Genomic DNA, 21,543 nt, shown 5'->3' with positions numbered 1-21,543 from the left:
TTATAGTTTATATAAAGTAAGGAATAATTGCAATACTTATAAGGAGTTATTATGAAAATAACCAAGCAAATTTTTGTCTATTTTAGTTTTTTGATCGCTTTCTTCCTCGTTTTTTCGTGTAAGACTACCGAAGAAGCTGTGAAAGAGCCTGTAATTGAAGAAGCAAAAAAAACCGAACCGGAAAAGGCCGAAATCAAAGAAATCAAGCCCATAGTAATAAAACCTGCAACAGCAGAACCCAAAAAAGTTCAGCCTAAAAAAACGGCAAAAAAAAGCAGCTCAAATCCTAGAGACGAATTTACCGATAAGCTTACAGCACTTTTAAAGGATAATGATCTTGACGGTATCTTAAAATTAATAGACGAATCGGATCCTGAACTGACCAAGGATTTTAAGATACAATATCTAAAACTATCAATCCTCATTTCGATGAGAAAAACAAAGGAAGCGGAAACTTTTGCAAATGAACTTTCCAAGGCCTATCCCAATAATACCGACATCCTTTATGCCCAAGTTATGATGGCTCAAGCTGAAAACAATCTGCAAAAAAAAGATCAATATTTGAAAAAAATATTGACCATAAATCCTAAAGATTCAAGAGCCCTAACCGAGCAGGGATTGGATTTTTACTCAGCTAAAAGATACAATGATGCGAGAAGAAAATTTATAGAAGCTTATAAGGCAGATCCTAAATGTACTGAAGCCCTCATAGGTCTAGGCCGCATAAACTATCTTGACGGAAAACTTGAACAGGCAGAATCAAATTTAACGGCAGCCTTGGAGCAGGAACCGAATAATAGTATAGCTCTTGCAGAACTTGCCCGCATAAAATCCGAAACAAATAGAATGTATCAGGCCCTGCAGGATATAAATAAGGCAGCAGAGCTTGAACCAAATAACCCGAGTCATTGGAATGATATAGGTTCCTACAATCTTACAATAGGCCGAAAAGAAGAAGCAAAAAAAGCTTATAGCAAGGTGATAGAACTGACCCCCGATTCCTATGTAGCCTATATCTACCGTGCCGGTATAAACGATGAGCTCGGATATAAGGACGAGGCTCTGGCTGATTACATAAAGGTATGCAATCTTTACCCGCCCTATTACTTTGCATTGGAAGGAGCCGGTATCTTATTTTGGGAAAAAGGAGATTGGCTAAATGCAGGTACGGCTTTTGTAAAAGCCTTAAACAAGTCTCCGGCCTCCTATCAATATGCTCTTTTATATGCAATAAGCCTTTATAAACAAAACAAAAAATTGGATGCCAAAAAATTTATGCAAAACTATCTAAAAACCATTAACCGTACCGAAAAAGAAAACGAGTATTTTTTGTGCCGTCTTTTTATAGATTTTGCAGGCGACAGTGAGTTACTAAATAGGGCTACGGCTGAAGAAGACCTTGTCAAAAAAGGAAGAATGTTTTTTTACCTTGGAGAATTTTACAATCTGACAAAAAAATATACCCTGGCAGAAAAGTGCTATGTTCAGGTAACTTCGATAGAAAATCCGGCCTTTTTTGAATACCGCTTTGCAAAAAAAGCTATGGATGGATTTAACTCAAGCACAGGGAAATAGGCCAAAAATGCTTAAAGAAGACAAGGCTCAAGTGAGAAAACTCATAAAGGAGTATTTTAAAAGCCCGGAAGGAAAGGCTCTCATACAAAAAACAGAAGCGCAGCAAAACAGCAAGGACTATTGTAAGGCCTTTTTAAATAAAATACCTCAATACGTCACAGCTAAAACCGTTTTTGCCTATCATCCCATAAGCGGGGAATTCCCTACATTGGAGCTTTTAAGGCAGGCAGCAGAGGACAAAAAGACTATTGCCCTGCCCCTCGTTTTTGATAAGGACTTGATATTTAAAAAAATGGAATTTGGGAACGGTAAGATAGAACCGGTTGAAATCGGAGCCTTCGGCATTATGGAGCCCTCCAAAGAAGCCTTAACCATTTTTCCTCAAAGCCAAGAGGAAAAAAACTATCCTTTGGAGCTGCCTCTTTTAATCTTGGTTCCCGGAAGGGCTTTTTCAAAAAAGGGAGAGCGGATGGGCAGAGGCGGAGGTTTTTATGACAGATTTTTTGAAAAGATCTTTAACAGCGTAAAAAAAGAAGATGTTTGCCTTGCGGGTCTTTGTTTTTCGGGACAGATTTTAGATAAGATCCCGATGGGAGACTTTGACTACCCTGTAGACCTTGTTTTAACCGAATCCGAAGTTTTTATAAAATAAAAACATAAAAAAATTGCTATTTTCTATTGACATTTTATAAGAAATAGTGTATTATCCAAAGACTTCCTAATTGGAAGCATTCCCCTGTAGCTCAGTAGGCAGAGCAAGTGGCTGTTAACCACTGGGTCCGTGGTTCGAACCCGCGCGGGGGAGCTATTTGAATGACGGCTGACCTTTTGAAGGTCAGCTGATTTTTTAAAGGTAGGTGCGATATGTCAAGAGTATGTGAAATTTGCGGAAAAGGCTCTTTATCAGGTAACTCGGTAAGTAAGTCCAAAATTCACACAAAAAGAGTTTGGAAGCCCAATCTAGTGAATGTAAAAACAGAAATCGGCGGCAGAACTCTAACCATTAAAATGTGTTCTCGATGCTTAAAAAGCGATTACGTTACAAAAAAAGTTTAGTTTTTTCTTAATTTACTCCTTTTTATTTACATTTCGAGTTCGCTGAAAAGTGAACTCGATTTTTTTTACTTAGATATTATTTTGAATTCAACAGAATCTTATTCTCTGCAGAATTCTTAGCAAGCAAGTAAACACAATACTGATTCATGCTTACCCCTTCTTTTTTAGAATCTTCTGCAAGGGTTTTATGAAGTGTTTTCGGCAACCTCAGCTTAAATTGCCCTGAGTAAGAGTCTACATCATTGGGTTCATTTATTGGAAGTCCATCTTCAATAGCTGCAAATAACCATTCTTTTTTAGCATCCTCAGCGTTTGCCGCAACAGAAGCAAGCGAGGAGCCGCATGTAATGCAACCGGGAAGCTCAGGATAAGAAGCAATAAAACCATTTTCTTCTGTATCAGGAATAATTTCCAATCTATATGGCAATTTTATGTATTCTTCTAATGTTTTCATTTTTATTTCTCCTTTTGGTTACTTTCTTCCTCTTCTACAACTTCTTTTACCATCCGTACATAATCAGATTTTATGGGTTCATGGTTTGGAATTGTAATCGGATTACAGCCCTTCTTTCTAAAAGTATAATGACTGCTGCCTGAACGGGGAGCGGTCATTACATATCCATAAGCTTTCAAGACTTTTGCAAGTTCCGAAAAACGCATATTCTTATCAAGAGATTTTATCTTCTCAAGCAATTTCTCCCATTGAGCCATACTTATAGTATAAATGGTGTTATAAATGGCGTCAAGATGTAATTTATTTTATTATAAAACATACTACAATAATAGTATCTCCTACTTATACCTGTCACTCAAAGAATAACTGTTATCGGCGAGCATCTTATTTTCTTCCCTAGCCCTCTTACATTCGGCTTCAATATCGGCATCAAACCAAAGGTAGCCGAACATGGGGTCGTATAGGTTGTCCTGATATTTCATATTGAGCCAAGCAGGAAAGCAGATCCACTTCCAGGCCATAACACGGATTGTGTTTTTGTAATAAGAAGGAACCATCAAGGCTGCCTCATCGGCAATCTTTTCGATTTGGCGGTTTACGGCCGCTTTTTCAAAATAAGTAAGGGAATCGTCATTATATTTTTCTAAAAGAGCATCCATTTCGGGGTTGGAATAAGAGAAAAAATTTTCAAAAACCTTTTTATCCGCATATGAAGAATGAAAAAGAGTATAATTATTCGGTACCTGAACCGATGAAAGAGCCCCCCACCAGGCTTGAAAATCGCGAGAAGCTATCTTTTCCGTCATACCGCCCGAATAGTATTTAAAATCCAGCCTTATACCGGCTTTTAAGGCCTGACTATATAAAAAGCCGAAGACCCACCTCTCAGCTTCATCCTTATAAAGAATAACAAAACTCAGCTCCTGTCCCTCATTATTTACCAAAATGCCCGAAGAATTTAAGGATGTATATCCGGCCTCTGCAAAGAGTTCCATGGCCTTTTTAGGATCAAAGGAAGGCTTTTTTATTTCGGTATTATTAAAAACGGCATCCCCCCAGGTCTGACCAGTTCCTAGGGTATGAAGGCGGGTTCTTTGCCCTTCAAAGGCAGTATAAATAAGCCCTTCCATATCCAGAGCATAATACAGTCCCCTTCTAATCCTTACATCATCAAGAGGTTTGGAGGCAGTATTAAAAAAAAGACCTGCCGGGCCGTTTACGGGAACATAATAGCCCTTCCACAAATTTACAAAACCTTCCTGTACATTACTGCTGTCTTGAGCCCTGCCCCATTCTGCAGGATTATCCAAATGAATAATATCGAAGAGGCCGAGGAAAAATTTATTAAAGGCAGGAGACTTGCGCCCCACTATTATGCGGTAATAAATTTCGTCGAAGTTGGCTATGCCCTTAAAATGCGGATAGGCATGAGCCCACCAATTTTCTACCTTAGAAAATTTAAGGCCGTGACTGTAATCATATTCCGTCAAAATATAGGGGCCTGTGGTAGGTTCAACGATGCGGTTATACTCGGCGATCCAATCATCGGGCACCTCACCCTTATAAAAATGCTTGGCAATGGGTTTAAAATTGCTGCGGTCAATTAGTTCATATTCGGTGTAGGATTGGTCTCCTAAATATTGAACAGCAATACAAAAATCGTTTATTTTTTTTACAAAAAGATTGTTGTAATAATAATTTTTAATAGGATCGAATATTTTTTTCGACTGTAAAAATTTTAAGGCAAAGACCCAGTCATCTGCCGTACAGGGTTCACCGTCAGACCAGTACATTTTTTCATTAAGCTTGTAGTAGACGGTCTTATTTTCCATATCGACGGCCCAATGGGTTGCCGAGCAGGGCATAAAATCGAAATTTTCTAAAGAAACCCATAAAAGAGGCATCTGTGTATTAAACATCTTAACCGAATTCTCATCGGCACTAGGTCCTAGGTATCTAAAGGTATTAGGAATATCGTTTAAGTAGCCGTAAAATCGGCCGCCTTTTTTTAAGGCCTTGGAAGAATAATCTTTAGGAAAGGAGGTATACCATTTAAGGGTTTTATCGAGACCTTGGACAGTAAAATTTTCCACAAGAACCGGAGGACAAGAAAAATCGGGAAGATTTTTACTTTCCTCGGCTATAATTGCCTCATAGGCATCGCAGGCAGGCTGCTCCAAATATCCTGAAGGAGGAAGGATTTCGTTACATGAAAAAAACAAAAAAACCGTCAAAAAAAAAGCTGTTTTTAGCAGTGATTTAAAATATTTATTATAAGCCATTTTTATCTACCTAAAAAAATACAGGTGTCGGTACACCGGCACCTGTTTTAAGCGAACAAAGCACTCAAGCAAAAAAAATTATTAAACGAGATGGCAAGCACACATGTGTCCGCCGCCGATATCCTTAAGAACAGGCTTTTCCACAGAGCACTTATCAATCTTCTTTGTACAGTTTAGATGGAAGGGACAGCCCGGAGGCAGGTTAATCGGTGAAGGGATTTCACCTGTAAAGGGAATTCGCCTTTGTCTCTTTGACGGATCCGTATCCGGTATGGCCGCTATAAGGGCCTGAGTATAAGGATGAACAGGTTCCGAGTATATTGCAGAAGAGGTAGCAAGTTCCATAATAGAACCCAAATACATAACTGCAATTCTGTCGGACATGTGCCTAACAACGTTTAAGCCGTGAGAAATAAAGATAACCGTCAGCTTTCTTGTTTCCTGCATATCGAGAAGCAGGTTTAAAACCTGAGACTGAACGGAAACGTCCAAGGCGCTTACAGGTTCATCGCAAACTACAATTTTGGGGTCTACAGCCAAGGCGCGGGCAATAGCTATTCTCTGCCTTTGTCCGCCTGAAAATTCGTGCGGATATCTATAGTATGCATCTTCAGGAAGACCTACGTCCTTTAAAAGCTGCAAAACTTTTGCTTTGCGCTCATCTGCAGTCATCTTTGTCTGTATAATTAAAGGCTCTTCGATTACGTAGCCTACGTTCATACGCGAATTCATAGACTCGGCAGGGTCTTGGAATATCATCTGAACATCGCTGCGGACGTCTTTTAATTTTTTTTCTTTAAGGTAGGTGATATCCCTGCCTTTATATTTTATTACACCGGAGGTAGGCTTATAAAGACGCATCATAGCGCGGCAAAGGGTGCTTTTACCGCAGCCTGTTTCCCCTACCAAACCGAGAGTTTCGCCTTCATAAACCGAAAGGCTTACACCGTTTAAGGCATGAACTACAGCCTTGCTGTACCTGCCTTGCGAAAACTCTTGTACTAAATTTTCAACTTCAAAAATAGGTTCTTTGCTCATTATATTTCCCTCGCTCTAAAACATCGGATTACATGATCCGTTTCAAATTCTTCAAGCTCCGGATTATTGGCTCGGCAATAATCGGTAGCATAACTGCAGCGCTCTGCAAAACGGCAGGTAGCGGGATATGCACGAGGAGCCGGAACGCTTCCTTCAATGTAGGGAAGACGGGTCTTAGGCTTTGAATCCAGCTTAGGCATTGAAGCAATTAAGCCCCTTGTATAAGGATGCCTCGGATTTTTAAATATGGTCTCTACAGGCCCTGTTTCAACAATTTGGCCTGCATACATAACGGCAACATGGTCGCTAACTTCGGCAACAACACCCATGTCGTGGGTAATATAAATAACACCCATATTGGTTTTTCGTTGTAACTCCTTTATTAGGGCCAAAATTTGAGCTTGAACTGTTACGTCCAAGGCGGTTGTCGGCTCATCTGCTATAAGAAGTTTAGGATGACCTGCCAGAGCCATGGCGATCATAACCCTCTGTCTCATTCCTCCCGACAGCTGGAAAGGATAGTTATTAAGGCGCTGTTCGGCAGAAGGAATTTCAACATCCTTTAAATATTTAAGAATATGAGCCGGCATTTCTTCTTTTTTAATATCCGGTCTATGAAGTTCCAAAACTTCGCCGACCTGCTTTTTTACCATGTGAACGGGATTTAAAGCCGTCATAGGTTCTTGGAATATCATAGCAATTGAAGAACCCCGAATCTGATACATTTCTTCGATAGGCAAATCAAGCAAATTACGCCCTTCAAATAATATCTTACCCTTCCTTATTTCACCGTAAGGATGCGGCAAAATTCTCATTATAGAAGATGCAGTAACACTCTTACCGCAGCCGGACTCTCCAACCAAGGAAATAGTCTGCCCTGCTTTTATACTAAAATTTATCCTATCCAAAACCTCAACATATCCGGCATCTGTAACAAAACCGGCAGAAAGGTCTTCAACTCTAAGAAGCTCATCACTCATATAATTTCTCCAAAGTTTAATGACAGGCCTTAGCCTTCCGGTTAAGAAGGCCAGGACTGCCATATTTTTTATATCCGGTTTACCGGACTATTCAACATACCTTGTACTGTTTTTCCAGATCTTAGGTTCAAAAGCCTTGCCTTCGGCACGGGCCTTTTCAACCTCTTCTTTTACAGCAGGATCAAACCAAGCATAGTTGTAGATGGTATCGCCAAGTACACCCTTAACGAACTTCATGTTACCCCATGAAGGGAACTTAATCCACTTCCATGCAGCTGTTCTGTAAAAGTCGGTGTAATAGTTCGGGATTACAAGAGCTTCTTCGTGAACAAGGCGTTCAATCTTCTTGTTGTTTTCGGCCTTTTCAGAAATAGGAACAGAGTCATCGCTTTCAACAGCAAGGAGGGCTTCCATTTCGGGACTCCAATATCCCCAAATATTGTTGGTATCTTCTTTTTCGGCATTTTCTTTTGACCAGAATTGCCAATAGGTGGGCTGGAGCCTATAAGTCCATCTTAAAGAAACCATGTCATAGTCTTTTGCAAAGACCTTGGGTATCCATCCTTGTTCCATAAGGTTGAGGACAATTTCGACACCGGCTTTTTTAGCCTGCTCTTTTAGGTAAGCAAACTGCTCATTAGTTGAAGCACCGCCATATAAGAGTTCAAAGCTGGCTCTTTTGCCTTCTTTGTTTACACGGATACCGTCGCTTCCAAGCTTATCATAGCCTGCTTCTGCAAGGAGCTCGCCTGCTTTGACAGGATCAAAGTCGGGCTTGCGGATAGTATTGTCGTTAAAGTTGTATCCTGCCCATTCTTGTCCGATACCGATATTGTGATATCGTTTAAATTCGCCCTGCAAGATATTGTCGATCATACCCTGAATGTCAAAGGCATAGTACATGGCTGTTCTAACCTTCTTATCTTTAAAGAAGGGGCTTGTAACGTTCATAAACCAGCCTTGAGTACCCTGTGTCGGAGTAAAGTTTCCGATCCAGCGGTCGATATAGCCGTTTGTTACGTTGGGCTGTGTTGCAGCTTCGTTCCATTCTTTAGCCCTGGTTAAACCGAAAATGTCAAGCTCGCCCTTGTAAAAGTACTCTTTTTCTACATCTGCACCGCCTGTGATAACCTTGATTTCGATATAATCAAAGTTAGCCATGTTTTTAAAATAGGGAAGAGAATCACCCCACCAGTCCTTTACCCTCTTTAAAACAAGAACTTCACCCTTTATTGTTTTTTCTTCATCCAAAACATAGGGTCGGATTGTGGGAGAATACTTCCAGTTAAAGTCAACGTGCCAGTTCTTATAAAGCTGTCCGTTATTGAAGAATTTTTTATTGTAAGCTACAAAGTTGGTATTATCAATAAGCTCATATTTTGTAAGCTTATCCGATTCAAGCCACTTTACTGCAATACAATAATCGTTGATCTTCTTAACTTCAAATTTTGCACCGTACTTATTGTAGAAAGGAGCATCCAAGAGAGGATCATTCCACATCTGCCAAGCCCATACATAGTCATCGGCTGTACAGGGAGTTCCGTCAGACCATTTGATTTCTTCGCGTAATTTGTAGTAAACTGTCTGATTGTCGGCACCGAAGGCCCAGTGAGAACATTCAACGGGATACCAATCCTTTGTTTCATCGGAAGCCCACATTAGGCCGGAAGAAGAATACATATAGTCTCTCTGAGAATGGTTACCCTGAGGTCCGATAAAGCGGTAGTTTTCGGCATATTGGGATTCGGAAAGGTGCAGAGTACCGCCCTTCTTTGTCTGAGGGGAGCCGAAGTCGGGCATGTTTGCAGTAAGCCAAACGACATCTTCGGGCAGGCCTTCAACTTTAAGGTTTTTGTCTTCAATAACCTTAACACTAAAATCGGGAACTTTTTTAGCTTCTTCAGCCAGCAAGTGTTCGTATCGGGCAGAAGGACCCAATTTTGCTAAGTCGCCTTCTTTAGAGCAGCTTGTAAGAACGATAGCAAGTGCAACTAAAATAGTTCCAATCTTTACAAATCTTTTCATAAGATTCCTCCTAAATTTTTATATAATTAGCCTCAGAAAGGACCTAAGGGCCCTCTCTTAGAGCTATTTATAAACAGTATAACGCTTAGGATCAAAGGCTTCTCGTAAACCTTCTCCGATAAACGTAATCAATATAAGAACAAAAACAAAGGCTGTTACAGTCGAGCTTAAGATCCAAGGAGCATCCTTATACATGGAAGTTCCCATACTCAATAATTCTCCCCAACTAGGCGTAGGCGGACGTAAGCCGTATCCAAGATAATCCAAACCTGTTAAAGACGAAATACCGCCTGAGATTGCAAAGGGCAAGGCTGTAATAACTATAACTATGATATTCGGCAAAATATGGAGCATAACTATACGCATAGTACTTGCACCCATTGACTTAGCAGCTAAAACATAATCTCTTTCCCGTTCACGGTAGGTCATAGCTCGGGCTGCCCAAGTCTTACCGGACCAGCCGAATACCAGATAGACAAGCAAGAGCCAGCCGAATGAAAGGTGGAAAATTGAGCCTAAAATCATAACTATATACAAGAAAGGTATTTGTTCCCATATTTCGATAAACCTTTGAAAGAGAGTGTCAAACATTCCTCCGATATATCCCATCAAAATACCGATTGTAATACCTATTAAATAGGTAATAAATACAAACAATAGAGAGAAGGACATACATATGCGGTAGGCGTAGATAAGACGGGCCAAAATATCCCTTCCGATACTGTCAGTACCCAAAAAGTGTTTTGTCTTAAAAGAAGGAGCAAGAGGAGGATACATTTCACCGCTTCGGCCCTTAGCAAATCTAACCCATGTATACTTGCCGTCGGGCTGGGCAATTCCCTTTTCGGTACCTATTTTGTACCATGTATAATCCTTAGGATCTTCAGACTCAATCGAAGATTTTTTATTCCAAGCTATACCCAGATACTTTCTTTTGATGGAAGCAAAGTCCGAAAGGCGGGCCTTGTCGGGATTTTCCGTAAATTTAATCCAGACATATCTTTTGGTGCCGTCTTCATCTTGAGAAACCCTTATGCCGTCAACTTCCGATACATCAATCCATTTATAATCGGATGCATCATCAGAAGGCATTTCGCCGGGCTTGTTTAAGCTCAAGCCCATTACAGGGCAGCCGATATTGCTTAAAGAAAGTGGAGCCGGAGTTGAGTCCGTTTCATAGGGGTTATAAGGAACGGGAGGCATTATAAGCCAGCCGCGTCCCGTTTCTTTTAAGATAGGCTTAATAGCCCTATAATCAAGTTCCAGCTCATTGTGCAGCTGTAAACCGAAATCCGTTGCATAAAGAACCTTTGAATATGTCGGGAAATACAACTTTCCGTCAATTTTCATCAATATGGGACGGTTATTTATAAGGAGTTCCGAAAAAAGAGAAATGATGTAAGTTACCAAAATGAACATAAGAGAAATTCTTGCACGCTTAATCTGCTTAAATCTGTGCAAACGCATTTTTGTAAGAGGGCTTAAAGCCGTTCTTTCTCTAAACAATTGCCATGAAGCTTTTAATTTACTAAAAAAATCTTTGTTTGTATCTGCCTTAGTCATAATTTACCTTCCAAGTTTAATTCGCGGATCAACAAGTGATACGATAAAGTCGCTTAATATGTTTGACACCATTGAAACAAGGGAGGTTATAACAAGGGTTCCTAAAACAATGGCATAATCTCTTTCTTCCAAGGCCTTAAAACCTAAAAAGCCCATTCCGTTTATATTAAATATCTTTTCGATAAGGAAGGCACCGGCAAAGAAAACACCTAAAATACCGCCCAATCCGGCAGCTACAGGAATCATACTGTTTCTAAAAGCATGTTTCCATAGGGCATCCTTAAAGGTTCTACCCTTTGCGACAGCCGTCTTAACATAGTCGGATGCCATATTTTCCATCAGATAATTTTTGGTGGCTATTGTAAGGGTTGCAAAACTGCCCAAGGTATAAGCAACCATAGGCAAGAACATGTGCATAAAATTATCACCCAATTTACCGAAAAACGAAAGTTCGGCATAGTTTCTGGAGTACAAACCTCCTGAAGGGAAGATATTAAGCCTAAAAGAAAATACGGTGAGGATAATAATGGCAACAACATAGCTGGGTAAAGCATAAGTGATTATTATTATAAATGATGAAATGTTATCAGATACGGTTTTATGCTTAAGGGCCTTGGACATTCCCAAAGGTATACAAACCGAATAGGTTAATATCAGCGAGATAAGGCCGAAACGCAATGAAATAGGAATACGGGAACCGACCATATCTATGACTCTATCTCCGTATTTAGTCGAACGGCCTAAGTCACCTCTAAGCACCTTACCCATCCATTGAACATAAGAAATATACCAGGGTTTATCAAAACCGTAATAGGCTCTAAGCTCTTTTTCAATTTCCGCTTTGAGAGCACTGGCATTTTTTACATCCTTGTTAGTATTCTTACCTTCCAGGCCAAAAATAAGTTGATTTAAGGTCTGCTCGACAGGCCCACCGGGTACGGCACGTGTAATTGCAAAAACAACCAGAGTAATTCCTATGAAGGTAGGAATAATCAATAACGCACGCCTAACGAAATAGTTATTCATTATAAAGCTCCATAAAACCAAGATACTAATATACGACAAATCCTAACCAAATTATACCGGTTTGATTATTATAATATGAGGGAAGGAATGCGCATACTTAGACGTTCGGAATATTATCATAATGTAAAAAAAAAGTCTATAGTTCAAACAATTTTTTACCCTATAAGCCATAATTTTTTATTAATAAAAATCATCAATTTGGTCAAGGCTGACAAAGGTCCCCTTTTTACACGTCAAGATATTTCCGCAAGAACATTCGCCGCAAATGCCTACTCCGCACATTGTGTTCATTTCTAGGGACATAAAAATCTGAGATTTACGCACTCCCATTTTTAAAAGGATTTCGGAAGCCCTCCTCATAAAAATCATAGGCCCGACCAGATAGGCAGAAAAAAACTCAAGTTTACCCATGCTTTCGGCTTTTCCCTGAATCGGAAGGCCGGTATTCTCTTCAATATTGTCTTTTTGAAATTGGTTCAGCACCCTGCCTACTACGCCCTTATCGGCTACTTTTTTATAGGCACCGCATTCAATAAGAATTTTTTCGATACCGTTGGGCTCTCCATTTTTAATTTCTCCTGAAGTTCCTACATAAGACGAAACCGTTGTTCCCTGTTTTTTTAAGCGTTTTGCTAGGGCCGGAAGGACTGCAATACCGGTTCCTCCTGCAATTAAAAGGGCATTTTCGGTCTTGGGAGGCCTTATTCCCTTGCCGTAAAGCCCGCGCATATAGATTGTATCTCCTTCTTTGAGCTCAAAAAGAGCCTCGGTAAAGGGGCCGCGTTTTTTTATGATAAGGCTGATAGGATCGGGTTCAGCAAGCGAAAAGGGCTTTTCTCCAACTCCCGGAATCCACAAAAAGACAAACTGTCCCGCTTCGAATTTACACTTTCCGTTTAGGGTAATTATGACGATATCTTCACTTTCTTTTTCGATTTTTACGATGGTTTTAGCTTCATAGTCCAAGGCCTTTTTTTTGCGTAAAAATGAGGAGGTTTTATCGGTTTCTTTGCCGCGTATGCAGTTTAGAGCATCCGAGGCCAAGGCCTTAAAAAAAGGCTTTAAATCGTCTTGTTCAAGCATACCGCAGGCAGACCCGATTCCGACTACATCGGCACCGGCCCTGACAAGCCCGGCAGCCTGAGCTCCGGACATAACGCCGCCCATTCCGATTATAGGGATTTTCTCCCCGACAGCCTGCCGTATATCGCTAATACATTCGAGAGCCCTTGGGTAGACCCATGAACCGCTCATGCCGCCCTTTCCTCCAAGCTTGTTTTGCAAGATGGGCTTGCCTGAATGGGGTTCAATATAAACCTTGGGGCCTACGGTGTTGATGGCCGTTATTCCGTCTGCTCCGGCTTCAATTACGGCAGCAGCTATGGCTCCTATATCTTCAACATTTGGGGTTAATTTTACAAAGATAGGAACAGTACAATCCGGCAGAGCTTTTTTTAAGGCCCTTACGTATTCCGAAGCAACCGCAGGGTCGCAGCCTATAGAGGCGCCGAAGCCTTTTGCAGCGTGAGGACAAGAAAAATTAAGTTCAAAGATGTCGGCTAATTCTTCAAAGCCCTTCACAAGACTGATAAAATCTTCGGGATTTGAGGCCGAAAGAGAAACATTTAAAATTGCGTTAGTCTTCCAAGAGGAGCGGAGCTCTTTAAGCTCTTTTACGGCCTGTTCCATTCCGCAGTTACGAAGACCTACGGAATTCCCGAAGCACCCCAATTCGGGCTCACAAAGGATGGGCTCGCGGTTTCCCGGATTGGGCAGCACCTGAAAGCTCTTTGTAGTAACAAGACCGAAGCCCAGCTCATCGGCACAGTACCTTATCAGATGGGGCTTTGTCGAAAGTACACCCGAAACCGTTGCAAGAACGGGTTCTGCCCTTCCTTCTCTCGCTGCCGTACCTGCATTTTTAATTTTTTGTATTATTTCTGCCTTGTTTTTCATTGAACACTCTCCGTTAATTTTTCCCCATCAGTTTTTTATCTCTTAATATTCATATGAAAGATAATACCAACTTGGTAAAACTTTACATAAGTTTTTTTATCGGTATCGAGAATCCTTGTTTGGTAAAAATCATCATTGCTGCCGCCTTTATAAAGCGGCTTTGTGTGCCACTGAGCCAAAAGAAGGATGTTATAATCTTTTTTTATGTTAAAGTTGATTATGGGGCCGAAGGTGGTATAAATAAGGTCTTCACCCCAAGTCTTTCTATCTAAGTCTTTAGGAGACGCATATAATTTTTTTTCGGTATCGATCTTTAAAGCCGCAAGGTCAAGAAAGATAGGCATCTTATACCCTATTAAATAGGAAGCCTGATATTTCCAGCCGTTACGATTTTGTCCGCTGTCATCTTTATAAATCCAAGAAGTTTCAGGTGATACACCGGTCATGGCATGGTAAAGGGCATATTGATCCATACGGAAAACCACATGACTCCAATCATGAGGGATTACAGCACCCAGATCAAACTGTAAGGCTCCGCCTAATGAGAAAGAGTAAACGGCATTTGTCAAAACAAGGTTTTTTTTATGAGTTTTTCCTGAATCGTTTTCATTAATGCCTATGCCGATAATGTCCTTGGGCTTGACAGGAATATTCCAGCCCGAGCCTACAGTTGCCTCGGTATATAACTCCATAAAAGCAACAGGAACCCAGGTAATTCCCGTAACGGCTCCTAAGCTTACAGGACTAATTTCCGCTCCTATTTTAAAGTTGATATGATTATCTTTCATCAATGGATTATCAAACCTCATTAAAGGAATTTTAAAATTCTGATTTACACCAAGCAAGGCTTGTGGAGGCCATGTTGCTATAAAGTTTATGTTAGTTATATACTCACTGCCTTGATTTTTTTGTTGAGGTATATCTTCATTACCAATACTTGAATCTTGTGCATTAATCGGCAATAAAAACAAAAGAAAAGAAAGAAGGCACAATAAAAAATTCTTCATCAATTAAGCTCCTCAGTTATTGCTCAAGTTAAGTTTATACCGCTTAATTCTATCACATTGCATAATAGGGGTCAAGATAGGCTTAAAGTGCTTTAATGCTTGACAGAATAAAAATTTACCATATAATATATCTATTATGATACATTTAATTAAAGATATTTTAACCTCAGAACCAAAAGGCCAAGCTATCGATGTTTACGGCTGGGTTCGCACAAAGCGGGAAACCAAGAATTTGGTTTTTATCGAGATCAATGACGGCTCTTGTTTTGCCTCCATTCAGGCAGCATTTGACAGGGATAAGGGACTCGATAATAATACGGAAGCTCTCTTAAAGAAAGCCGGCACCGGAGTTTCGGTAAAGGTTTCAGGTAATCTTGTTCCCTCACCGGCTGCGGGACAGAGTGTTGAGCTTCAGGCTAATAATATCCATATTTTCGGTGATGCCGATCAGGAAAAATATCCTTTACAAAAGAAACATCATACCATGGAATTTTTACGGGAGAAAGCTCATTTAAGAGCCCGCACAAATACCTTCGGGGCAGTCGCCCGAATGAGAAGCCAGATGGCCTATGCAATTCACACCTTTTTTCAGGAAAGAGGTTTTCAATATGTGCATACGCCTATTATTACGGGTTCGGATTGCGAGGGTGCCGGCGAGATGTTCCATGTTACCACCTTCGACATAGAAGAAACTGTAAAAAAAGCTCTAAAAGATAAAAAAGATCCCGAGTCATTTAAGATAGATTATTCTCAAGACTTTTTCGGCAAGCAGGCTAACCTCACCGTTTCGGGACAGCTGGAAGGAGAAACCTATGCGACGGCCCTTTCGCGCATTTACACCTTCGGCCCGACCTTTAGGGCGGAAAACTCGAACACGAGCCGCCACCTTGCAGAGTTCTGGATGGTAGAGCCCGAAATGTCCTTCTTTACGATAAAGGAGAACATGGAGCTTGCAGAAGACTTTATCGTCTATCTTTTAAAATGGGCCCTGGAAAACTGCAAAGAGGATTTGGAATTCTTCGATTCGAGGATTAAAAAGGGACTTATAGAAATGCTTAAAAATGTTGTAAGCACCCCCTTTACCCGCCTTACCTACACCGAGGCCATAGCCGAACTTGAAAAGCACCTTGACCGCTTCGAGTTTAAGCCCTACTGGGGCTGCGATTTGCAGAGCGAGCACGAGAGGTTTTTGACAGAAGAAGTTTATAAGGGCCCCGTAATCGTTACCGACTATCCCAAGGAGATTAAGTCCTTTTATATGAAGTTAAACGAAGACGGAAAAACGGTGCGGGCCATGGATGTGCTTGTTCCGGGCTTGGGCGAAATCATCGGGGGTTCCGAAAGGGAAGAAAACCTAGATATTTTGCAAGGCAGAATTAAGGAACTGGGATTGAGAGAAGAAGACTATTGGTGGTACCTTGATCTCCGCCGATACGGAACCGTTCCTCATTCGGGATTCGGCCTCGGCTTTGAAAGGCTCCTCCTCTATGTTACGGGTATGGGAAACATAAGGGACGTTATCCCCTTCCCCCGAGCACCTAAATTGGCAGAGTTCTAATTATTTTAATACAAATTAAGCTTTAAAATGAAGCACAGCTCAAAAAGAATTTTAAAATGTATTTTTATCCTCTTTGCGGCTGTGCTTTTTTGTGTTTTAAGCTTTGCAGGTTTCGTTTTTTTTCATGTTTCCGAATTAAAAAAGGCCGAGCCTCTTCAAATTTCTTACGAACAGGTTGAAAGAGCTCTTGATATTTTTTACAAAGAGCATAAATTCAATGCCGAGTTTCCGCCCCTTAATTCCATCGAAAATCTTTTACCCGTTCAAAAACCGCCTTCTGCGGCTCAGGCGGAATCAGTAAATCTCGAATTGCCTCAAATCGATGCGGAAGCCTATATTCTTATTCATGCAAAAACAGGAACAATTTTGGCGGAACACAATGCAGAAAAACAAATTCCTCCGGCCTCCCTTACAAAGCTGGTAACGATTTATACCATGCTGCAAAATCCCGAATTTCAAAATTTGAAAAAGAGGGTCAGTCCGCCTAAGGAGGCCTGGGCCGTTTTTTTACCTCGCGGGGCTGCATGGATGGGCTTGGGAGAAAATCAAACTTTGACCGTAGAAGAATTGATAAGAGGAATGACCGTTTGTTCCGGGAATGATGCAGCCCTTGCCGCAGCCATCCTTACTGAAGGAAGCCTTAAAAAGTTTACGCTTAAAATGAACGAGGCCGTCAAAAAGATGGGTTTAAAATCCACCTGCTTTGAGGACTCTTCGGGCTTAAGCGAAAAGAACCAAACCACTGCCAAGGACTTTGCCCTATTTTCTCTTCATTATTTAAAACGCTATCCCGAAAACCTAAAAAAATTTCATTCGCTAAATGAGATAAGCTATCCCCAAAAGCACAATATTCTTATCAAAAAAAATTCCTCAGGCTTAAAACAGTTTCAAATTACAAAGCCTGCTACCAATACTCTTTTAAAAAAACTGGAAGGCTGTGACGGCTTAAAAACAGGCTTTATTTACGAGTCGGGTTTTAATATTTCGCTTACAGCTCAAAAAAACGGTGAGCGTTTTATTGCGGTTATCTTGGGCGGCCATTGGAAAAACTTAAAAGAAGGAATCTCCATAAGAGAGCAAAATTCGATTAAGCTTATGAACTTTGCATTCGATAATTTTGCAAGCTTCGATATAAAGGAGTACAACAAAATCGAAAAAACCGTAAAGGTACTTGGCTCAAACCTAAACGCAAAAAATTCCGCAATTATTCCCGTCCCTGCAAATTTGGATTTTTCGCAAGATTATCTTACCGTGTTTAAAAACGATGAGAGGCATATAGAAAGAGTCATCAATCTACCCGAAACAATAAAGGCTCCTATTTCTGCAGGCCGGCAAATCGGTTCTATGGAATACCGTATCAAAGATTCGGGCCTGATCCTAAAAACCATACCCCTGCTCTGCCCTATCGATATAAAAGATGGCTCATCTTTTAGAAAATTTATAGACGGTTTTTTTAGATAATTTTTGTAAAAGAATAGTAAATATTTCAAATAATACATACAACATAATTGATGATAGGCTATAAAAATTTATCCGTTACGGACAAACCCGATATGAGGGAAAGGCTTTTAGAGTACGGGCCTCAGAATTTAAGCGACTCTGATTTGGTGGCCATTCTTTTACGCACAGGCATTAAGGATAAACCCGTAAAAGAATTGGCCGAGGACATTATTCTCCACATCGACAGGGCAAGGCCTGAAAAAATTGAGGGCTATCTGCGCTCTATCCGCGGGATGGGAGATTCAAAGATTTCAACGGTTCTTGCTGCCATGGAATTGGGAAGGAGGTATTACGACAATAAGAACCGAACGATTTCGCACCCGACCGATGTTGTTCCGCTCTTGCAGCACTATGCAGGGAGGGACAGGGAGCATTTTATCTGCGTTTCCTTAAACGGAGCAAACGAAATTATTGCAACCCGTGTTGTAAGTGTCGGTACAATAAACAGAACGATTGTGCATCCGCGTGAGGTTTATTCCGATCCGCTAAAGGACAGGGCGGCTGCAATAATTGCAGCCCATAATCATCCTTCGGGAAATTTGGAACCTTCAAGTGAAGATATGGAGCTGACACACCGCATCTACGAGGCAGGAAAAATTTTAGGCATCAAGCTTTTGGATCACATAATCTTGGTGCCCAACGGAAATTTTTTCAGTTTTGTGCAAAGCGGCATGAGATTGGATATGTAAGCTCTAATCGAAAAAGAGGCAGAGCCCGATTACTTCTTTGCAGCCTCCTTCTTTTAAGGCCGCAGCACAAAAGTTAAGGGTTGCTCCCGTGGTCATAACATCGTCCAAGATGATGAGCTTTTCGGGCAAGGCGGGTTTTAAATCCTTGGATTGTAAAAGCCGCTTTTTTTGTTTTAAAAAAATCTTTCCTTTTAGGTTGCTTGCCCGTTTTTCGCGGGAAAGGCTTTTTTGGGAAGCCCCGTCCTTCCGCTTTAAGCAGCGGAGAATAGGAAGATTATACAAATGTTCCAAATAGACGGAGAGATCTTCTATTTGATCCCAGCCCTTGTTTTTAATCTTTTTAGGACGGGGCGGAACCGGCACCATAGGAATGTTTTGAAGCTCAAGACTCCCTTCAATAAAGGCAGCAAGGGCAGAAGCATAAATTTCTGCAAAGCCTCTCATGTTTTGATTTTTCCACAAGCGTAAAAGCTCGCCGCCCCTGCCCTTGTAAGGATAGAGGGTGTAAACCCTTTTTACAAAATCGGATTGAAGAGAAAGCAGCTTTGCACTACCCTCTTTTTTTTCAGTTTCTTGCTCATTCGTTTTTTCTCCTGCCCCTTCTTCATTTTTTTCCCGTAATTTAGCCCTGCAATTTGTGCAAAGCTCCTTTTCGGAAATTAAAATCTTTCCGCAAGAAGAGCAAAACTTTTCCGGGTATTTAAGCCGGAACAAAACAGGCTCGGTAATTTCTTTTTGCAAACACTTACCGCAAAGCGGAATACCGGTTCCCGTTTCTTCCCCGCAAAAGAAACAAACCTGAGGACAAATTATCCGGGCATAAATATTCCTCAGAAAAGTCAACGCCTCTAATTTAAATCTTTTTATCATGATAATACTTCTCCTTCCTATAAGTATTATCTTAATTTTATGAGTCTTTTAGTATATTTTAAAAATTCTTAAAAAAAAATTAAACGGAGTATTTACTTTTTACGGAACGTCTACATTACTTCCATAAAGGGAATGAGCACGAGGTTCATTGCGTTTTGAAGCACTATCTTTGTTGCCCTTGCCAATTCCATTCTTGTATAAGAAAGATCTGCCGTTTCTCCTGAAAGAATCGGGCAATCGCGGTAGAAGCGGCTGAAGGCTTTTGAAAGTTCGTAAAGATAGGAAGTAAGAGCCGTCGGATCCTTTTTTAAGGCAGCCCGTTCAACCTGTTCGGGGAAGTCCTCCAAGGTTTTTAAAAGAGCCCATTCGGATTCGTGGGTCAAAAGGGAAGCATCCGGTTTTCCGTTCTTTAATTTTTCTTTGCCCTCGTCAGTTTCTGCCTTTCTTAATATGGAAGAAATTCGGGCTCCCATGTATTGAAGATAGGGGCCTGTGTTTCCGGTAAAGGAAAGAGATTCCTTAGGATTAAAGAGCATATCTTTTTTGGGACTTACCTGTAATAGAAAATAATGCAGAGCGCCTACTGCAATCTTTTCGGCAGCCGCTGAAGCATCTCCCACTTCCTTTTCTCTTCCGTTTTCTTCGATTTTTTTTAGAGCCTCATCTTGAAGAGAATTGATAAGGTCATCGGCATCCACTACTGTACCCTCTCGGCTTTTCATTTTTCCCTCAGGCAGGTTTACCATTCCGTAAGAAAGATGGTAGAGAGCATTAGCCCATTCAAAACCGAGTTGTTTTAAAACATAGAAAAGAACTTGAAAATGATACTCCTGCTCGTTTCCTACAACATAGATCATTTGGTTAAAGGGCCAATCCTTGTGGCGGGAAATTGCAGTTCCTATATCCTGTGTCATGTAAAGAGAAGTGCCGTCACTCCTCAGCAAGACTTTTTTGTCGAGCTTGATGGGAGCAAGGTCAACCCAAACGGAGCCGTCTTCTTCCTTATAAAAAACTCCACGCTCCAAACCTTTTAAAATCTGATCTTTTCCTTTTAGGTAAGTTTCGCTTTCATAATAAAGCTTATCGAAGGAGATGCCGGTTCTCTTATAGGTTTCCTGAATGCCGCCTATAGCCCAGCCGTTCATCATCTTCCAAAGATTGATGAGTTCCGAATTCTTTCCGGCCTCCCAATCCAAAAGCATCTGCTTCGCCTCGGCCTCGGCCTTTTCAGGATTTTGCTCACTGTATTTATGGAAGGCGACATACATATCGCCTACAAAGCGGTCTGACTTTATATTTTCGCTTTCAGGAGTTTTTCCTTCGCCGAATTTTTGGTAGGCTATCATGGACTTACAGATATGAACGCCCCGATCGTTTATAATGTTTACCTTAAAAACATCTGCCCCGCAAAATTTTAAAATACGCGAAATACTTTCACCCAGAGCATCGTTACGGAGGTGCCCCAAGTGGAGGGGCTTATTCGTATTCGGGCTTGAAAACTCAATCATAATTCTCTTGCCTGAAAGAGAAGAAGTTTTCCCGTAGTTTTCTTTTTGACTTAGAACCTTGTCCAAAACATTCGAGGCCACGTCTCCCTTGTCAAAAAAGACGTTTAAATATGGTCCTACAGCCTTAGGCGTTCCGTATTTTTTTATTGTCTCGTTTTCCAAAAGACGGGCACAGACATCTGAAGCAATCTTAGCCGGAGCCGTTTTAAAGCTCTTTGCAAAGCTAAAAAGAGGAAAGGCCGCATCCCCCATCTCAGGGTTGGGAGGAGTTTCTATATTTATATTTTCGGGTAAAATCTTATCGCAATTTTCGGGAGCAATCCCGTTTAAGGCATCGGCAATGATTTTTTGCCATGTAGTTTTAATATCTTCCATAATAGACGGATTATACCGTATTTTTTGAAAGTTTTCAATCGGGTTCTGCTTGCATAAAAATGCCAAAAATGCTAGAATTAC

General features: G+C 40.9%; 18 protein-coding genes and 1 tRNA gene. 7 read left to right on the top strand and 12 right to left on the bottom strand.

Annotated elements, in window-relative coordinates; genetic code table 11:
- The first annotated feature begins 51 nt into the window (after nucleotides 1–51).
- From E4O04_RS05160 to rpmB, 4 genes are all read left to right on the top strand, one after another.
- Entirely contained in the window at nucleotides 52–1,575 is a 1,524-nt protein-coding gene (locus E4O04_RS05160) for a tetratricopeptide repeat protein (RefSeq protein ID WP_253685024.1), read from the top strand.
- A gap of 7 nt (nucleotides 1,576–1,582) precedes the next feature.
- Complete coding sequence (locus E4O04_RS05155) at nucleotides 1,583–2,227, top strand: 5-formyltetrahydrofolate cyclo-ligase (RefSeq protein WP_253710381.1); 645 nt, start codon at nucleotides 1,583–1,585, stop codon at nucleotides 2,225–2,227.
- Nucleotides 2,228–2,307: 80 nt separating this feature from the next.
- Nucleotides 2,308–2,380: transfer RNA gene (locus E4O04_RS05150), tRNA-Asn, on the top strand.
- Between the two features lie 59 nt (nucleotides 2,381–2,439).
- A complete protein-coding gene (gene rpmB, locus E4O04_RS05145) occupies nucleotides 2,440–2,631 on the top strand; it encodes a 50S ribosomal protein L28 (protein WP_002670427.1) in 192 nt (63 codons plus the stop codon).
- Nucleotides 2,632–2,707: 76 nt separating this feature from the next.
- On the opposite strand, the gene E4O04_RS05140 is transcribed toward rpmB, so the two are convergent.
- From E4O04_RS05140 to E4O04_RS05095, 10 genes are all read right to left on the bottom strand, one after another.
- A complete protein-coding gene (locus E4O04_RS05140; protein WP_253710379.1) occupies nucleotides 2,708–3,085 on the bottom strand; it encodes a type II toxin-antitoxin system HicB family antitoxin in 378 nt (125 codons plus the stop codon).
- 2 nt (nucleotides 3,086–3,087) lie between these two features.
- Nucleotides 3,088–3,342 (bottom strand): type II toxin-antitoxin system HicA family toxin, encoded by a 255-nt coding sequence (locus E4O04_RS05135; RefSeq protein ID WP_253710377.1) that lies wholly within the window; start codon nucleotides 3,340–3,342, stop codon nucleotides 3,088–3,090.
- 81 nt (nucleotides 3,343–3,423) lie between these two features.
- On the bottom strand, nucleotides 3,424–5,367 hold the full coding sequence (locus E4O04_RS05130; protein ID WP_253710375.1) for an ABC transporter substrate-binding protein: 1,944 nt from the start codon (nucleotides 5,365–5,367) through the stop codon (nucleotides 3,424–3,426).
- Nucleotides 5,368–5,448: 81 nt separating this feature from the next.
- Nucleotides 5,449–6,405, bottom strand: coding sequence for an ABC transporter ATP-binding protein (locus tag E4O04_RS05125; protein WP_253710374.1), 957 nt, complete (start codon nucleotides 6,403–6,405; stop codon nucleotides 5,449–5,451).
- Nucleotides 6,405–7,385, bottom strand: coding sequence for an ABC transporter ATP-binding protein (locus E4O04_RS05120; protein WP_253710372.1), 981 nt, complete (start codon nucleotides 7,383–7,385; stop codon nucleotides 6,405–6,407). Before E4O04_RS05120 ends, E4O04_RS05125 begins: the two co-directional genes overlap by 1 nt.
- An 87-nt stretch (nucleotides 7,386–7,472) precedes the next feature.
- Complete coding sequence (locus tag E4O04_RS05115; protein ID WP_253685028.1) at nucleotides 7,473–9,410, bottom strand: extracellular solute-binding protein; 1,938 nt, start codon at nucleotides 9,408–9,410, stop codon at nucleotides 7,473–7,475.
- 63 nt (nucleotides 9,411–9,473) lie between these two features.
- A complete protein-coding gene (locus E4O04_RS05110; RefSeq protein ID WP_253710370.1) occupies nucleotides 9,474–10,973 on the bottom strand; it encodes an ABC transporter permease subunit in 1,500 nt (499 codons plus the stop codon).
- 3 nt (nucleotides 10,974–10,976) lie between these two features.
- Nucleotides 10,977–11,999, bottom strand: coding sequence for an ABC transporter permease subunit (locus E4O04_RS05105; protein WP_253685030.1), 1,023 nt, complete (start codon nucleotides 11,997–11,999; stop codon nucleotides 10,977–10,979).
- Nucleotides 12,000–12,179: 180 nt separating this feature from the next.
- Complete coding sequence (locus E4O04_RS05100) at nucleotides 12,180–13,955, bottom strand: tRNA-dihydrouridine synthase (RefSeq protein ID WP_253710368.1); 1,776 nt, start codon at nucleotides 13,953–13,955, stop codon at nucleotides 12,180–12,182.
- 35 nt (nucleotides 13,956–13,990) lie between these two features.
- Nucleotides 13,991–14,962 (bottom strand): hypothetical protein, encoded by a 972-nt coding sequence (locus E4O04_RS05095; protein ID WP_253685032.1) that lies wholly within the window; start codon nucleotides 14,960–14,962, stop codon nucleotides 13,991–13,993.
- Nucleotides 14,963–15,098: 136 nt separating this feature from the next.
- On the opposite strand from E4O04_RS05095, the gene asnS reads away from it, so the two are divergent.
- The 3 genes from asnS to radC are packed head-to-tail and all read left to right on the top strand — an operon-like array spanning nucleotide 15,099 to nucleotide 18,709.
- Nucleotides 15,099–16,520, top strand: coding sequence for an asparagine--tRNA ligase (gene asnS, locus E4O04_RS05090; RefSeq protein WP_253710366.1), 1,422 nt, complete (start codon nucleotides 15,099–15,101; stop codon nucleotides 16,518–16,520).
- Nucleotides 16,521–16,547: 27 nt separating this feature from the next.
- Entirely contained in the window at nucleotides 16,548–17,981 is a 1,434-nt protein-coding gene (locus tag E4O04_RS05085; protein ID WP_253710365.1) for a D-alanyl-D-alanine carboxypeptidase family protein, read from the top strand.
- Between the two features lie 50 nt (nucleotides 17,982–18,031).
- On the top strand, nucleotides 18,032–18,709 hold the full coding sequence (radC, locus tag E4O04_RS05080; RefSeq protein WP_253685035.1) for a RadC family protein: 678 nt from the start codon (nucleotides 18,032–18,034) through the stop codon (nucleotides 18,707–18,709).
- 3 nt (nucleotides 18,710–18,712) lie between these two features.
- Here radC and E4O04_RS05075 read toward each other — a convergent pair whose 3' ends face one another.
- Nucleotides 18,713–19,579, bottom strand: a complete 867-nt coding sequence (locus E4O04_RS05075) for a ComFC family protein (RefSeq protein WP_253685036.1) — start codon at nucleotides 19,577–19,579, stop codon at nucleotides 18,713–18,715.
- A gap of 110 nt (nucleotides 19,580–19,689) precedes the next feature.
- Complete coding sequence (gene argS / locus E4O04_RS05070) at nucleotides 19,690–21,462, bottom strand: arginine--tRNA ligase (protein ID WP_253710363.1); 1,773 nt, start codon at nucleotides 21,460–21,462, stop codon at nucleotides 19,690–19,692.
- Nucleotides 21,463–21,543 lie beyond the last annotated feature (81 nt).

Source organism: Treponema sp. OMZ 799 (assembly GCF_024181365.1).
Taxonomy (GTDB): domain Bacteria; phylum Spirochaetota; class Spirochaetia; order Treponematales; family Treponemataceae; genus Treponema_B.
Note: the sequence above shows the minus strand (reverse complement) of the source record. Positions and strands in the feature narration are given on the sequence as shown.